Below are 13,800 nucleotides of genomic sequence, written 5' to 3' on the forward strand. Positions count from 1 at the left end.
TAAAGCGAAGGCTAAGCTCGGTTGGGAACCATCAGTGACGTTTGAGCAGTTGGTTAACCTGATGGTAGAAGCTGACTTGAAAGCCTTGGGCTTGGTGCCGCTCAATGGCAGTGTGCCTCACCACGTGCGAGATGTGGCGACAGTGCGATAGAGCGATCGCTTGAGGGATCAAGACTGTAGATATTTTGCTTCTAGACTAGCAGGTGAAAGCATTAGCTGTGCCATAATCACGCTGACCGGAAGGAACAACGCTTGAGTTTCGCTCAGTGTATGGTCTAATCGGCTCGCAACACTCTGCTCAGTCTAGAGGCGAGAGTTTCATACCATGATGAACAGCTTGGACAGGAATGAGGTGAACCATGACAACGGCATTGGATCTGACAGATAAGCGCATTGTTGTTACAGGTGGCGCGGGTTTCTTGGGACGGCAGGTGATCGCTCAATTGTGCCAAGCCGGAGCCGATGCACAGAAAATTACGGTGCCCCGATCGCACGACTGTGACCTGCGCCAAATGGAACACTGCAAACGCATCGTGGATCAGCAGGATCTGGTGATTCACCTTGCAGCACACGTGGGCGGCATCGGCTTGAATCGGGAAAAACCCGCTGAACTCTTCTACGATAATCTGATGATGGGTACCCAACTCATCCACGCGGCATATGAAGCAGGCATTGAGAAGTTTACCTGCGTCGGCACCATTTGCGCGTATCCCAAATTTACACCCGTTCCCTTTAAAGAAGATGACCTGTGGAATGGTTATCCAGAGGAAACCAACGCCCCGTATGGCATTGCCAAAAAAGCGCTGCTGGTGCAGCTAGAAGCTTATCGGCAGCAGTACAACTTTGATGGCATTTACTTACTGCCCGTGAATTTGTACGGTCCTGAAGATAACTTTGATCCGCGTAGTTCACATGTGATTCCAGCGCTCATTCGCAAAGTGCATGAAGCGCAACTGCGTGGTGAGATGCAACTGCCTGTGTGGGGCGATGGCAGTCCGACCCGCGAGTTTCTCTACTCGGATGATGCTGCACGGGGCATTGTCATGGCAACACAGCACTATAGCAGCCACGAACCCGTGAATTTGGGTACAGGGTACGAAATTTCCATTCGGACGTTGATTGAACTTATTTGCGAACTCATGGATTTCGAGGGCGAAATTGTCTGGGAAGCCGACAAACCCAACGGTCAACCGCGTCGCTGCTTAGATACAGAGCGTGCTAAAACAGCGTTTGGCTTCACTGCCGCTGTGGAGTTTCGGCAAGGGTTAGAACAGACGATCGCATGGTATCGGCAACACGCGACCTAAAGCGATCGATGAGATGGAATGACCATGTTTCCATCATTTGGTGATCTTTTCCATCATCTGGCTATCAGAACTTACGCATTCTGACTAAAACCTCGGAGGTTTAAGTTACTTGGTTGCAATACTTGATTCTAGGTTAAACCTCCGAGGTTTACGTAAGTTCTATTTATTGGATGGGTGTATTAGCAGTGGACAGCAGTGACTGCTGCATAGCTGGCTGTGGTGGGGGCGATCGCCGATCCATCTCAAAGAAAAAGCAAATGAGGAGCATTGAGCCAATGCAGGTCAGCATGAAAATCAACATCACGCTAAAAACAACATCAGCCGCTTCTCTCGCCTCAGTTTTGAACAGGTCTGGAAAATAAGTCCGCAATTTCTGAATCAAGTTAATCTGGTTTTCAGCTTTGTGGAAAATCATTTAAACAGTTATCCTCACGGTTGAAATTTACCGAATCGCTCCTGTGAAGTTGACGTTTGAAGGAATAGCATTCGACTGTGAAGGCATAGCGAGAGTCAGGAATGGCAAAGACGGCTCGATCGCGAATCTGCTCTGGTGCAGCATACTCAGCACTTCCAATCATGGTTTCTGTCGATGTCCTGGCACAGACAACTTGCGTTGCCGCACCAAAATCAACCAACATTAACTGATGCATTTGAGGTTGAGAGCCGCTGCTTCTACGACGAATGATATTAGTGGGTTTGATGTCAGGATGAATGCTTTGGCGATCGTGGAGGAATTCCCCCTCTCCGTCAGTGGTTTGAGAATGCGGTAGCGATCGTGAAAGACCCCATCACACAGGCTGAAAGGGCGAGGATGCAGACTCTCAGAGGACAAAGCATTCGCTAGAGAACGCGGTAAATGGGCGCGGCTCGAAAGAAAGCTATACATATCAAGACATCTGGGGGTTAGCTCCCCGACTTGAAAAAGTCGGGGGGTCGGTTCTTCACTAACTCGCAGGCTTCAAGGCATCCAAAGCCAGATTGAGCTTCAGCACGTTTACACCCGGTTCGCCAAAAATGCCCAGGAAGCGACCATCGGTATTTTGTTTGATCAAGTCTTCCAACTGATTGGGTTGGAGTCCTCGTGTTTTGGCAACCCGTGCAATTTGGGCAGCAGCACCACCTGGCGTGATGTGCGGGTCAAGGCTGGAACCAGAGGTATAGACCAGATCCGCCGTTGGCTTGATACCCGCTTTTTGCAGTCGGGGAATGTCGCCTTCGATCGCCTTTTCGGGGTCAGGATCAGCTTTGCCTTTCATGCGATCGAGCAGTGCTGGATTACTGGGCGCTAAGTTACTAGCACCAGAAACACCTGTTTTCAATACGCCCGCTTCATCGGCTTTTGAATCAGCCGTACTGTAGCTCGTCGTGCTGGGGCGACTATTGAAGTAGCGATCGGAGGTAAACGGTTGCCCAATCAGGGCAGAGCCAACTGCCTCACTTGGATTACTGGTGTAAGCTCCAGTCCTGGTAACTAAGCTCCCATTTGCTTGCACTGGAAAGATCACCTGCCCAATCCCGATCATGATCAACGGATAAATGATCGCGGTTAGAACCCATAGCACCAGGGTAGATCGAACGGCTCTACCTGCCTCACGCGCAAAACTCATTAGAATCTCTCCGGTACGAACATGACGAAAAAGAGGTAAATCGCCAGGGCGATCGTCACTAAGCCAAGTGCCCCTAGCCAGTACGACTGAGTGCGAGACAAATCGCCACCCGTGGCAGCAAACACGGCAGGTGCCAGCACCAGATTGAAGCACAGTCCTAGAAAGAGATAGAGCGGCAGTTTCTGTCTGCGCCACTCAGCCCAAAGTTCGGTCAGGGTCTCGGCGGCTGGGGCGATACTTTGAGTGGACAGAAGGGAGGGTCGATCGGGGAGATGTTTCATAGTTAGGAGTCAGGAGGCTAAGGATAAAAGCTGAACGATGTAGCTTGCTTCTGCAAAGCAGTAGGCTAAAGGCTAAAAAAGCTGACCGCTGACCGCTAGCAGGAGAGCTACGAAAAGGGAATGAGTACGTCGATGATTTTGATGGCGATGAAGGGTGCAATCACACCGCCCACACCGTAGAGCAGGATGTTGCGGCGCAGGAGTTGATCAGCCGTCAGGGGACGAAACTGTACGCCTTTAAGTGCCAGCGGAATCAAGGCAGGAATGATCAGTGCATTGTAAATGAGCGCTGAAATAATTGCCGATTGGGGACTTTTTAAGCCCATCACATTGAGTGCGCCGATGCCTGCCGCGGCAAAGATCGTGGGAATGATGGCAAAGTATTTGGCGATATCGTTGGCGATCGAGAAGGTCGTCAGCGCACCACGAGTGATGAGAAGCTGTTTGCCGATCGTCACCAGGTCAATGAGCTTGGTGGGATCAGAGTCCAAATCCACCATATTGGCGGCTTCCTTTGCGGCTTGAGTGCCAGAGTTCATCGCTACACCCACGTTTGCTTGAGCCAGTGCGGGTGCATCGTTAGTGCCGTCTCCGGTCATAGCAACCAGCTTGCCTTCCGATTGCTCTCTGCGAATGACATCAATCTTGTCTTCGGGTGTGGCTTCGGCGATGAAGTCGTCTACGCCTGCTTCTTTAGCAATGACAGACGCGGTGATCTGGTTATCGCCTGTGAGCATGATCGTTTTGACACCCATGCGGCGAAGTTGGTCAAACCGTTCTCGCAAACCCGCCTTGACGACATCTTTGAGGTAAATTACGCCGTAGATTTCGCTATCCTGGCAGACGGCAAGCGGAGTGCCTCCCAGACGCGACACACGTTCATAAGCATCATCCAGGTCAGTTGGGACGGAACCACTGCGCGAAGCTCCTGCGGAGCCACTTCGTGAACGCACGAAACCTTTAATCGCATCGACTGCCCCTTTTCGCACTTCTTTTCCATTCGGCAAGTCGGTGCCACTCATGCGGGTACGAGCAGAAAATTCAACACCCGTTGCATCCTTCGGGTTAAAGTCGGTGGTAGCTCGATACTTTTCTGCAAGGCTGATGATCGATCGACCTTCTGGCGTTTCATCAAAAACACTCGCGGCTAAAGCAATCTGAGCGACTTCTTCAACCGTGTGACCGTTGATAGGAATAAACTCATCCGCCAGCCGATTGCCAAGTGTGATTGTGCCTGTTTTGTCCAATACCAGTGTGTTGATATCGCCACACGCTTCAACTGCACGACCAGAGGTAGCAATAACGTTGAATTGAGCGACCCGATCCATCCCAGCAATCCCGATCGCGCTCAACAAACCGCCGATCGTGGTGGGAATCAGCGCCACGAGGAGCGAAATCAGAATGGCGATCGTAGTCGGTGATTGCACATAGTTTGCCAATGGTGGAATCGTCGAAACCACAATCAGAAACACTAGCGTTAGCACTGCTAGCAGTACCGTTAGAGCGATTTCGTTGGGCGTTTTGGTACGTTCTGCACCTTCGACCAGGGCAATCATGCGATCGATAAAGCCCTGACCAGGATCAGACGTGACGCTGATGATCAATTCATCCGAAAGGATACGCGTACCACCTGTGACAGAACTCGCAATGTCGCTGTTAGGTTGCTTCAGCACCGGAGCCGATTCACCCGTAATCGCCGCTTCATCGACCGAGGCGACTCCTTCCATGACTTCGCCATCCGCCGGAATCATGTCACCAGCAATGACCTTGACCCGATCGCCCCGCCGTAGTGCCGTTGAACTGACCTCTTGAATAGAACCATCCGCCATCAACTTACGCGCGACTGTATCCGAGCGCGTTGATCGCAATGCGTCTGCCTGCGCCTTACCGCGTCCTTCGGCAACAGCTTCGGCAAAGTTGGCAAATACGATGGTGAAAAACAAAATGGCTGTAATCAATCCATTGAGCACACGTTGTTGCCCTGCATCTGCCTGCACCGTGCCAAACAGATTCGGGTCGATCGTCACCAGTAAAGTGATAATCGTGCTGACCCAGACCACGAACATCACTGGGTTTCGCACCTGAATGCGCGGATCGAGCTTGGTAAAGGATTCGCGTACAGCCCGTTGATACAACCCACTCATATTCACTTTCGGAGTGTGTTTGCGAGAGTCACGCGTACTACCAGGAACACGAGGAGGACGAGGGGAACCAAGAGAATCCTGTGGGGTTTGCATAGATGTCGGAAGTGAAAGGTAAGGAGTGAGGAGTGAAGAGGGAGAGGGAGGAGTCAGAAGTCAGGAGTCAGAAGTCAGAATGAACTTAAAACTCAAAACGAATGCAGCTACCCAATGCCTTTAGCAATCTGGAAGGCTTCGGCGATCGGACCCAGTGCCAATACTGGGAAGAACGACAGCGCGCCCATAATCAAGATCACACCAAGGGTGACTCCGGTAAATAAGCCCGTATCCGTTCGCAATGTGCCTGTCGTTTCTGGGACAGGTTGCTTCCGCGCCATACTATCTGCTAGCAGCAGCAGCGCGACGATCGGCACGTATCGCCCTGCTAGCAGGCTGAAGCAGGTACTCAGGTTCCACCACAAGGCGTTGGTCGTAGTGGTCGCGCCACCCGCGATGGCAAAGGGAGACGGTTGGGAATCGCCTAAGCCCTCAAAGCCAGAGCCATTATTGGCAGCCGCCGAGGCATACTCGTAAAGCACCTGAGACAAGCCGTGATACTCAGGGTTACTGATCCCAGCGAGCTGATCGGGGAAGGCAAGGGTAATCGCGCCCGGAATCAGAATGGCGATCGGATGTACCAGCAAAATCAAAAAGCTAGCCAGCACCACTTCACGCTTTTCAATCTTGCGCCCCAAAAATTCTGGCGTGCGCCCGACCATCAACCCGGTGACAAACACCGTCAGCAGCAGGTAGGCAAACAGATACGCAGTGCCAGTTCCCTGTCCACCAAACACAATTTGCAAAAACATATTGGACAGGGTAGAGAAGCCACCGTTGGGCATGAAGGAGTCGTGAAAGCTATTGACGGCACCACACATACTGGCAGTTGTAATCACGGCATACAGGGCAGATTGCGCCCAGCCAAACCGGACTTCTTTCCCTTCCAGATTCGGAGCCTGATCAACTCCTAACAGCCCATTCACAGCCGGATTACCGTTATATTCTCCGATCGCTGTAATAACGATAAAACCGACCAGAATTGAGAACGGAATCAAGTACACCAACCACGCCTGCTTGAGGTTGTTGGCGTAAATACCATAGGTATAAATCAGCGAGGACGGAATACTCAGAATTGCCACAAGCTGAAGCAGATTCACAAACGCATTCGGGTTTTCAAACGGATGCGCCGAGTTGATGGCAAAGAAGCCACCACCGTTCTCACCCAACTCTTTAATGATCTCGAAATGAGCCACCGGACCACGCGCGATCGCCTGACTGATAGCTGGATCTTCTAGAGTGGGAACGACAACTGGACCTGCTAGCGTTTCTGGCACGCCTGCCGCCAGCAGAACGATCGCGCCCACAATAGTAATCGGTAGCAGAATGCGCGTAATCCCTCGAATCAAATCGACATAAAAATTACCGAGCGGTCGCCCCGTCAAGCCTCGGATAAACACAATGCCTACCGCCAATCCGGTCGCAGCTGAGGTAAACATGTGGTAGCCTAACCCCAGCATCTGACTGGCATAGCTCAAGTAGGTTTCACCCGAATAGTGCTGCTGGTTGGTGTTAGTAATAAATGAAATTGTCGTATGCAGCGTTGTATCCCAGGTGGGAGCCGCTACGCCTGTGGGATTTAGCGGTAGCCAACCCTGACTCGCAATGATACCAAAAATCAACAGCCCCATTACGATGTTGCTGTACAGGATCGATCGCGCATATTGCCAGCCTGTCATGTCTTCTTTGCCTCGCACACCCACTAAGCCATAGAGCAACCGCTCTACCGGGTTGAGAAGGGGGTCGAGCAGAGTGCGCTGCTCCTGAAAGACACGAGCAATATACCTCCCAAAGAAGGGAGTGATCGCCACAATAATGAGTAGCGTTAAGGCAATTTGAATCCACCCTTGAAGCATGGGTTCGCTGAACTCCAATTGAACGTTGAATGTAAACTTTTAACCAAGGTTCGATCGCTAATTTAGTGGTGTGTATAGAGACATACCAGCTCCTGAAGGTCGGTCTGTGTGAGAAAAAAATCTAAAGACCAACGGCATCAAGTAGCTGAAATCTCATCCACTGGTACTCAGTCATTTCAGCAGAGAACAACGTCAGAAACTCTGAGTCTTGCCCTTGAGTCTGCCAAGGCTTCCTCAGTTGCTTGAAATCTGTGACTGCATAGGCGGTTTCTACTGACCACAAATAGGTGCCTGGAGAAAGTTTCGATCTCAATCATCGAAGATCTTTCAAAAAACTACAAGTATATTTTATGTCCTTTGAGCCTCTATGCTTCTTGCCTTATCTCTGTATGACTAGAAGTGTTTAGTTCATTTGAAGACATCTATATCTCAATATATAAATGTCATCTAAACAACTCAAAGACTGTCTTAATTGAATGAGACAGTTTTTTATGAATAGATGCATTCTGCACTCGATAGCAAAACTTTTGATGGTAGTCATGTCACAGATCAGTCGATCGTATGCCTCAAAAAAGTGAAACTCCGGCTCTCGTCATCACCTTTTTAATTACGGCAGGTTTAATCGGTAGTGGCGTTTGGTGGTTCCGCCAAAATGGAACGGGCAGCCAACTCAGTGATGCAAAGCCAACCAGCTCTGGTACACCAGGGAACCCTTCCACCTCCCCTCCAGCGTCTGTGACGCTGGAGGGGAGCAAGCAACCTGCTCTTGCCAGCGATCGCAACGTAAACTACAGCCAGTTGAAGGCTGACCTCCAGAAGAAGGACTGGAAAGCCGCCGATCGAGAAACTTACCTTCGCCTCCTGGATGCTGCCGGACCGAAAGCACAAGCACTAGGCTTTACGCCACAAGACGAGATGAATAACTTCCCCTGTACCGATCTAAAAACAGTGGATGCACTTTGGAGCGTGGCAAGCGACGGCAAGTTTGGCTTCGCGGCTCAGCAGGGCATCTTGAGAGCGTTGGGCGATTATCGCAAACTGTATGACCAGGTAGGATGGCAAAAGCTGTCTGGCGAATGGTTGATCGAATGGACGTACAATCCCCAGACCAAACGTATGGACTACAAGCCTGGAAAATCACCCAATTTTGCCGATCCACCGCCAGGGCATTTTCCCACGGTCGAACGCGGCTACAATTTTGACGTGTCGCTCGACGGTGCGCTCAAGCGCTGCGGTTTCTAAATTGTCTTAACACTTTGCTGTACCGCTTAAGCCATCATCCCGAATGTGCCATACCAATAAATTGAACGTTAACTCACGTTCCTGCAATTAAGAGTGTCTGCTCCACCGATTGGGATCAACTGCTGGATCATAACGGTAAGTAAAGAACCTGCCCTTGACAGTCTTCTTCAAATTCCGCTAAGAGTAAGATGTCGTGGATTATTCGACCAACTGATGCATCTTGTTTAACCTCAATCACACCGGGCATCACTAGCCCTCCAACCAAGCGCTCATACGCATATTTGGTAATCGTGTTAACGTCGTGAGTAAGTAGAACTCGTCCTTCTTTTGCTGCCCACTCTAGAATAATTGCATCGCTCGCTCCAAGCAAACCGACATCTTGCACCCGGATAAGATCAAGTCCTGGTTGCTGAAGCAACCCTCGCACAATAGCGCTCTTAAAGTTTTCGTCAATCAGAAATTTAACGGGCACCGCACAAAGCTCCTTGCTGATTGGCGAACATAAACTAAGCTTTAAAGAGCACCATCTAGGACTATGAATTTAACAATCACTACCGAACCAACACCGCTTATAGTCAACCCCGATAACGTCATCCTTGTCCGTGGTACGCGGGTACCTCTGGATACAATTGTGTTTGAATTTAAGCAAGGAGCGACAGCCGAGGGTATTGTAGAACAATATTCCTCACTTGATTTGGCGGATGTCTATGCTGTTATTAGCTATTACTTACGGCACCAAAGTGATGTCGAGGTTTATTTACAGCAGCGTCAAGAATTGGCTCAAGAAGTTCGTGCTGAAAATGAGCGTCGGTTTCCGTCTAAAGGATTACGCGATCGTCTTCTCGCTCAACGTCAATTGCGAAACAAATAACTCACTTATAGCGCCTATTTAGCGCGATCAAGAATTTCACAAAAGTTGTTCTGAACGTAATCGCTGGTAGCTTAATACATAACCTCTTCCCTATAAGTCAATGGAAGCTTTCCCGCTACGCTAATAGCTGTGTAAAGAGATATTTTGATTTATCAATTCTCCGAACTATGCTGAGCAATAAATCTCGTTTTTCTTTTGCTAATTCCGTGCCGAGTCCAGCACGGCTTAGTTCTTCATATGTTAAAGATGCTCTCTTGAGAGGTAACGCTAAACAGGCGTGATCAGGCTGAAAACAGTATAGATAGCTCTCGTCATCAAAATACAGTCTAAGCAATTCATGTAATTTTTTTCTATTTACATAGTCGTCCACTACTTGCATAATCTCAGTGCATACTGGGTCGTGAAATTCAAGCTCTTTGTAATTTATTTGCTCTCTTTTGTCCATCAACCAGGTGGATGGATTCCGTTCATCAATTTGGTTAGATTGCAAAATATCTGTCTGACTGAAAATATCTTCGTAAATACTAATTACAAATTTATGATCGCCCTTGTATCTTTGCCCACTCTTCTTTACAGCAGATTCTCCTTTCAAGATCTTCAGTAGATATAGAGTTTTGCACCTTAAAACAGTGTGTCCGTTGATTCCCAAACTACTCTTTAGAAAATAATAGTTAGAATAGTAAAGCTTTATTACTGCCCACGAATAATACTTGTTTTTAATAGACAAAATTGCTTCAAAAAGGCTATGTATGCCTTTTACATACAAATGGAATACATCAATCTTCAGACCGCTCAAAATATTTTCGATCTCTTTTTCGCTAAAGACGTGGGCTTCAAATGTGTCTTTTTTAGAGATGAATTGCTCATTGTTTGAGCAAGAAAATATTAACTCACATGCTATTTGAGCTTGTGAACGGTTAAAACTCATAATCGTCTTGTCCTGGCAGTTCACCCATCAGGTGATTATCAAAATATTCTTTTACTTTCTTCCTTGCAGTTTTACCATCAAGAGATTTTATCATATCTAGAATTAACAGCTGATCTTTATCCAAGGCAAGAAACTGTATCATTGTGTCAACACTGAACGATCTTCTTTCGGCACACTTATACAAGAGTTTTTCTGTTAAGTGGTCAATCGCTCCATTAAATCCCGAACTCTTTAAGAAAGGATTTTTAGTCTTAACCGTCCAGAGCTTTTCCCGATCATAGAAATACTTTATTGCTGCAAAATAATTGGTGACAGTACTTTTCTGGTAGTCTAAGTGTTTTAGATTTAGCTTGTTGAATACTCCCTCAGCTTCTAAATGTGGCTTTAGGGCTGATACAATAGTCGATAATTCAAGGCTCCCTCTATTGATTGGTTTTCCGGGATATCTGATTGAGCTATAGTATGGTGAGTCAGGATTTGTGTTTAAGCTTTCTGCAATATCATTCGCTCTATTAATCGCATACTGCTTATCTTCGATAACTTCGCCAAAGAGATCATAGATTAAGCTCTTGGGAGCAGGCTTCTGCTCAGAATTTATGTTTAAAAATATTCTAGCGGCTTCTTTAGTTGTCAACTTCATGCAAAGCGATGCCAGTATGTGCCGTTCACCTACAGATGAATCATCACGCATAGCCGCCTCAAACCCTGCAAGTCTATGTTGACCGTCTATAACTTGAGCAGCAGCAGAGATGATCGGTAGCTCAATTAGATCATCTCCTATTCTAGGTGTATGGTTTTTGTCCGTCCAGTTTAGGATAAACGTATTGAAAAAATTATTTCCCTCTAAAATATAATCTCTTATTGAAGAGATTCTCCTCTTACTCAATAATCTTTGAACAGCACCTTCCTCATCATCCCGACCTCTTGCTGCAACATACTGAATAAAAACAGCATCTTTAACTTTAATTTGAAAAGTATGAACAGGTATATCACCAAAAGTTGTGGTGACTTTTTTTGCTTCAATTATATTCAAAGTGCTACTTAGCATAATCTTCTCCACAAAATGTTCATTTAGATAATAATTAGAAGCGTTGAAAGGTAATCAACACCTCTAATCATTATGACTACTTACATCTTAAACGTCTCCGTAATTCGCTTCATTGCCTCTTCCACATTGGCACGGCTGTTGAATGCTGAAATGCGGAAGTAGCCTTCACCCGCTGCGCCAAAACCAGAACCGGGTGTGCCGACGACATTGCAAGTTTGCAGCAGCTTATCGAAGAAATCCCAACTGGAGAGTCCGTTGGGCGTTTGTACCCACACATAGGGTGCGTTCACACCGCCGTAGACAGCGATTCCAGCAGCGGTCAATTGTTCACGAATAATTTTGGCATTCTCCATGTAGAAGCTGACCAGCGCTTTGATTTGCGCCTGTCCTTCTGGTGTATACACCGCTTCGGCTCCGCGCTGCACGATGTACGAAACGCCATTAAATTTGGTGGATTGACGACGATTCCACAGTTTCCAAAGCTCGACATTAGAGCCGTCAGCGGCTTTGGCAGTGAGGGTTTTGGGCACGACTGTTAACGCGCAACGGGTGCCCGTAAAGCCTGCGTTTTTGGAAAAGGAGCGGAATTCGATCGCGCACTCCCTCGCCCCTTCAATTTCATAGATCGAATGGGGAATCGCTGGATCGGTGATGAATGCTTCGTAGGCAGCATCAAAGAAAATGATGGAGCCGTGCGATCGGGCGTAATCCACCCAGGCTTGCAGATGTTCTTTACTGGCAGTTGCGCCTGTAGGATTGTTAGGGAAGCACAAATAAATTAAATCGACTTTTTGAGTCGGAATGGCAGCAGTGAACTGATTATCGGCGGTAATTGGCAGATAGACTAAGCCACCGTATTCGCCCTTCTCATTGGCATCACCTGTATTGCCTGCCATGACGTTGGTATCGACATAGACGGGATAGACCGGATCGGTAACCGCAATGCTGTTGTTGTTGCCAAAAATATCGAGAATGTTGCCGCAGTCGCACTTGGAGCCATCGGAGACAAAGATTTCGGATGCATCAATGTTGCAACCGCGTGATTGAAAATCGTGCTGGGCAATTTTCTCCCGCAGCCATACATAACCCTGCTCTGGACCGTAGCCTTTGAAATTAGCGCGATCGCCCATGTCTTCTACAGCGCGAATCATGGCAGTGCGACAGGCTTCTGGTAGCGGTTCCGTCACATCGCCGATGCCTAGCCGAATCACCTTCGCGCCAGGATTCGCTTCTGCAAAGGCGGTTACCCGTCGCGCAATTTCAGGGAACAGATAGCCCGCTTTGAGTTTGAGGTAGTTGTCGTTGATGGTTGCCATGTTCGATCGCTCTGAACGCTAAATATGAACGCCTTAAAACAGTAAAGCCGCTTTCAAACAGTAAGGCAGAGAGCGCTGGAAGTTCAAGCCTTTGGTGATCGTGTCTCAATTGGAGAGTACAGATGTTTAAATTGACTCGCTATGCTGGGGTATAGTGTCAGGTTTAGAGTAAGGTGAAACGGCAATGGTCGGAGCGGTTGAGCGGATTGTGCAGGAAATTGCAGCCTTAGACAAGGCAACCAGCGCGATCGCTGAAGAGTTTTACGACGCTTACTCAACGTATCTCACGCTTCTGGGGCAAGCCGTACGCCAGCAGTTGATTCTTGCCAGCTATCACGTCTGCACGCAGGGTTATCCAGGGGCTTTTTTGCGTTTGTCTTTCAGCCAACGACAGCAGTTACAGCAACAGTTGCGCACTCTGGCACAACACGTGCAGGAAGAGATTTTAGCCCAACTCCACAAACCCGTCTTGCTGGACAATGCCGATGTCGATCGGTTGGCGTTAGAACCCACCGCTGACAGTGAGCAGTCATCTTTAGCGTGGTCGCCCGCTGAACCGCTTGCAGTAGCGGCGACCCAGACGCAACCTCGATCGCTCACGCCAACCGATCTTGCCCACTGGCGCGAAGAATTGGAACAGGCGATCGTGGCTGAACTGAGAACGGCTTCTCACGCGGCTAATCGTCTGCTGCAACACGCTCAGATGCTGCCCCGAACCCTACCTGAGCCTGTTCTAGAGGCAGCCACCGATGCCGAAATGTCAGACCCAAGAGCAGGCACCCCCAACGTGCTGAATCTATTGGTTGAAACAGGCGATGACTCGACTGGCACCGATCCATCGGATGAATCAAATGAGCGCTCTATGATGCCGATCGTTGCAATTTGCCTGCGCCGCTCTGAAATCGAATTTGCTGACCCTACAGTCGCAGCCTCACGCAGCAAGCTTCGCAGTTTGTTCGCGCAACTTAAAGCACTGGGACGTGACTATCATAAAAAGCAGCATGAGCAGTCGATCGCGGAGGCACAGGCAGCATGGCGATCGAGTTGGACAGAGGAGTAGGGAGTAGGGAGTAGGAGTAGGGAGTAGGAGTAGGGAGTAGGGAGTGG

The 13,800-nt window shown here is 48.6% G+C and carries 15 protein-coding genes and 1 pseudogene; 5 read left to right on the forward strand and 11 right to left on the reverse strand.

Going from position 1 to position 13,800, the window contains the following annotated elements; genetic code table 11:
- Both AC5JO6_RS12390 and AC5JO6_RS12395 read left to right on the forward strand, forming a co-directional pair.
- A pseudogene (locus AC5JO6_RS12390) lies at positions 1-151 on the forward strand (GDP-mannose 4,6-dehydratase); the annotation flags it as partial.
- 208 nt (positions 152-359) lie between these two features.
- The gene (locus AC5JO6_RS12395; RefSeq protein WP_496081374.1) at positions 360-1,307 is read left to right on the forward strand and encodes a GDP-L-fucose synthase family protein; all 948 of its coding nucleotides are present in this window, start codon (positions 360-362) and stop codon (positions 1,305-1,307) included.
- Between the two features lie 163 nt (positions 1,308-1,470).
- Here the strand turns inward: AC5JO6_RS12395 and AC5JO6_RS12400 are convergent, their stop codons facing one another.
- From AC5JO6_RS12400 to kdpA, 7 genes are all read right to left on the reverse strand, one after another.
- A complete protein-coding gene (locus tag AC5JO6_RS12400; RefSeq protein WP_496081375.1) occupies positions 1,471-1,722 on the reverse strand; it encodes a hypothetical protein in 252 nt (83 codons plus the stop codon).
- The gene (locus AC5JO6_RS12405) at positions 1,703-2,020 is read right to left on the reverse strand and encodes a protein kinase domain-containing protein (protein WP_496081428.1); all 318 of its coding nucleotides are present in this window, start codon (positions 2,018-2,020) and stop codon (positions 1,703-1,705) included. Before AC5JO6_RS12405 ends, AC5JO6_RS12400 begins: the two co-directional genes overlap by 20 nt.
- Positions 1,945-2,193, reverse strand: a complete 249-nt coding sequence (locus AC5JO6_RS12410; protein ID WP_496081376.1) for a hypothetical protein — start codon at positions 2,191-2,193, stop codon at positions 1,945-1,947. The genes AC5JO6_RS12405 and AC5JO6_RS12410 overlap by 76 nt, the downstream gene beginning before the upstream one ends.
- Positions 2,194-2,251: 58 nt before the next feature.
- Positions 2,252-2,914, reverse strand: coding sequence for a K(+)-transporting ATPase subunit C (gene kdpC / locus AC5JO6_RS12415; RefSeq protein ID WP_496081377.1), 663 nt, complete (start codon positions 2,912-2,914; stop codon positions 2,252-2,254).
- Positions 2,914-3,195, reverse strand: a complete 282-nt coding sequence (locus AC5JO6_RS12420; RefSeq protein WP_496081378.1) for a potassium-transporting ATPase subunit F — start codon at positions 3,193-3,195, stop codon at positions 2,914-2,916. The genes kdpC and AC5JO6_RS12420 overlap by 1 nt, the downstream gene beginning before the upstream one ends.
- Before the next feature lie 107 nt (positions 3,196-3,302).
- Positions 3,303-5,432 (reverse strand): potassium-transporting ATPase subunit KdpB, encoded by a 2,130-nt coding sequence (gene kdpB, locus AC5JO6_RS12425; protein WP_496081379.1) that lies wholly within the window; start codon positions 5,430-5,432, stop codon positions 3,303-3,305.
- A 107-nt stretch (positions 5,433-5,539) separates the two neighbouring features.
- A complete protein-coding gene (kdpA, locus tag AC5JO6_RS12430) occupies positions 5,540-7,288 on the reverse strand; it encodes a potassium-transporting ATPase subunit KdpA (RefSeq protein WP_496081380.1) in 1,749 nt (582 codons plus the stop codon).
- A 561-nt stretch (positions 7,289-7,849) separates the two neighbouring features.
- Between kdpA and AC5JO6_RS12435 the strand changes: the two genes are divergently transcribed.
- A complete protein-coding gene (locus AC5JO6_RS12435; protein WP_496081381.1) occupies positions 7,850-8,530 on the forward strand; it encodes a GUN4 domain-containing protein in 681 nt (226 codons plus the stop codon).
- Between the two features lie 127 nt (positions 8,531-8,657).
- On the opposite strand, the gene AC5JO6_RS12440 is transcribed toward AC5JO6_RS12435, so the two are convergent.
- Complete coding sequence (locus tag AC5JO6_RS12440) at positions 8,658-9,002, reverse strand: DUF5615 family PIN-like protein (RefSeq protein ID WP_496081382.1); 345 nt, start codon at positions 9,000-9,002, stop codon at positions 8,658-8,660.
- A 63-nt stretch (positions 9,003-9,065) separates the two neighbouring features.
- On the opposite strand from AC5JO6_RS12440, the gene AC5JO6_RS12445 reads away from it, so the two are divergent.
- Complete coding sequence (locus tag AC5JO6_RS12445; RefSeq protein ID WP_496081383.1) at positions 9,066-9,401, forward strand: DUF433 domain-containing protein; 336 nt, start codon at positions 9,066-9,068, stop codon at positions 9,399-9,401.
- Positions 9,402-9,516: 115 nt separating this feature from the next.
- Here AC5JO6_RS12445 and AC5JO6_RS12450 read toward each other — a convergent pair whose 3' ends face one another.
- From AC5JO6_RS12450 to AC5JO6_RS12460, 3 genes are all read right to left on the reverse strand, one after another.
- Positions 9,517-10,329, reverse strand: coding sequence for a hypothetical protein (locus AC5JO6_RS12450; RefSeq protein ID WP_496081384.1), 813 nt, complete (start codon positions 10,327-10,329; stop codon positions 9,517-9,519).
- Positions 10,319-11,362 (reverse strand): DGQHR domain-containing protein, encoded by a 1,044-nt coding sequence (locus tag AC5JO6_RS12455; protein WP_496081385.1) that lies wholly within the window; start codon positions 11,360-11,362, stop codon positions 10,319-10,321. Before AC5JO6_RS12455 ends, AC5JO6_RS12450 begins: the two co-directional genes overlap by 11 nt.
- A gap of 95 nt (positions 11,363-11,457) precedes the next feature.
- On the reverse strand, positions 11,458-12,693 hold the full coding sequence (locus AC5JO6_RS12460) for an LL-diaminopimelate aminotransferase (protein ID WP_496081386.1): 1,236 nt from the start codon (positions 12,691-12,693) through the stop codon (positions 11,458-11,460).
- Between the two features lie 184 nt (positions 12,694-12,877).
- Between AC5JO6_RS12460 and AC5JO6_RS12465 the strand changes: the two genes are divergently transcribed.
- Positions 12,878-13,753 (forward strand): hypothetical protein, encoded by an 876-nt coding sequence (locus tag AC5JO6_RS12465; RefSeq protein WP_496081387.1) that lies wholly within the window; start codon positions 12,878-12,880, stop codon positions 13,751-13,753.
- Positions 13,754-13,800: the final 47 nt, after the last annotated feature.

The sequence above is a fragment of the Tildeniella sp. genome, assembly GCF_059505325.1.

Excerpts from the sequence above, each read along its gene's own strand:
- AC5JO6_RS12395 (WP_496081374.1), top strand. The coding sequence starts at position 360 with ATGACAACGGCATTGGATCTGACAGATAAGCGCATTGTTGTTACAGGT.
- AC5JO6_RS12400 (WP_496081375.1), bottom strand. The coding sequence starts at position 1,722 with ATGATTTTCCACAAAGCTGAAAACCAGATTAACTTGATTCAGAAATTG.
- AC5JO6_RS12410 (WP_496081376.1), bottom strand. The coding sequence starts at position 2,193 with ATGTATAGCTTTCTTTCGAGCCGCGCCCATTTACCGCGTTCTCTAGCG.
- kdpC (WP_496081377.1), bottom strand. The coding sequence starts at position 2,914 with ATGAGTTTTGCGCGTGAGGCAGGTAGAGCCGTTCGATCTACCCTGGTG.
- AC5JO6_RS12420 (WP_496081378.1), bottom strand. The coding sequence starts at position 3,195 with ATGAAACATCTCCCCGATCGACCCTCCCTTCTGTCCACTCAAAGTATC.
- kdpB (WP_496081379.1), bottom strand. The coding sequence starts at position 5,432 with ATGCAAACCCCACAGGATTCTCTTGGTTCCCCTCGTCCTCCTCGTGTT.
- kdpA (WP_496081380.1), bottom strand. The coding sequence starts at position 7,288 with ATGCTTCAAGGGTGGATTCAAATTGCCTTAACGCTACTCATTATTGTG.
- AC5JO6_RS12435 (WP_496081381.1), top strand. The coding sequence starts at position 7,850 with ATGCCTCAAAAAAGTGAAACTCCGGCTCTCGTCATCACCTTTTTAATT.
- AC5JO6_RS12445 (WP_496081383.1), top strand. The coding sequence starts at position 9,066 with ATGAATTTAACAATCACTACCGAACCAACACCGCTTATAGTCAACCCC.
- AC5JO6_RS12450 (WP_496081384.1), bottom strand. The coding sequence starts at position 10,329 with ATGAGTTTTAACCGTTCACAAGCTCAAATAGCATGTGAGTTAATATTT.
- AC5JO6_RS12460 (WP_496081386.1), bottom strand. The coding sequence starts at position 12,693 with ATGGCAACCATCAACGACAACTACCTCAAACTCAAAGCGGGCTATCTG.
- AC5JO6_RS12465 (WP_496081387.1), top strand. The coding sequence starts at position 12,878 with ATGGTCGGAGCGGTTGAGCGGATTGTGCAGGAAATTGCAGCCTTAGAC.